1 pseudogene is annotated in these 229 nt (G+C 61.1%); it reads right to left on the bottom strand.

The annotated features are described in order from the left end of the window. Positions 1 to 229: pseudogene (locus A3728_RS20670) on the bottom strand (glycosyl transferase); the annotation flags it as partial.

Below are 229 nucleotides of genomic sequence, written 5' to 3' on the forward strand. Positions count from 1 at the left end.
GGCACAACGCGATGTCGTCCTCGTTCGGCTCTCTCAGGATGCGCAGGCCTTGGGGCGTGTTCTCGATCAGCCCCATGCGGACGAAGGCGTGCAGCCAGTGCTCCATCGTGCGGTGGCCCCATTTCTCTGCAAAAAGCTCCGCATTTCGGATGACCGATGCAACATGATGGATCGGGGGCATGAAGTGCACATGATACTGGTGATAGGCCCGCGCACCGCGCGCCCAGTA

It is taken from the genome of Sulfitobacter sp. HI0040 (assembly GCF_001634885.1).
Lineage (GTDB): Bacteria > Pseudomonadota > Alphaproteobacteria > Rhodobacterales > Rhodobacteraceae > Sulfitobacter.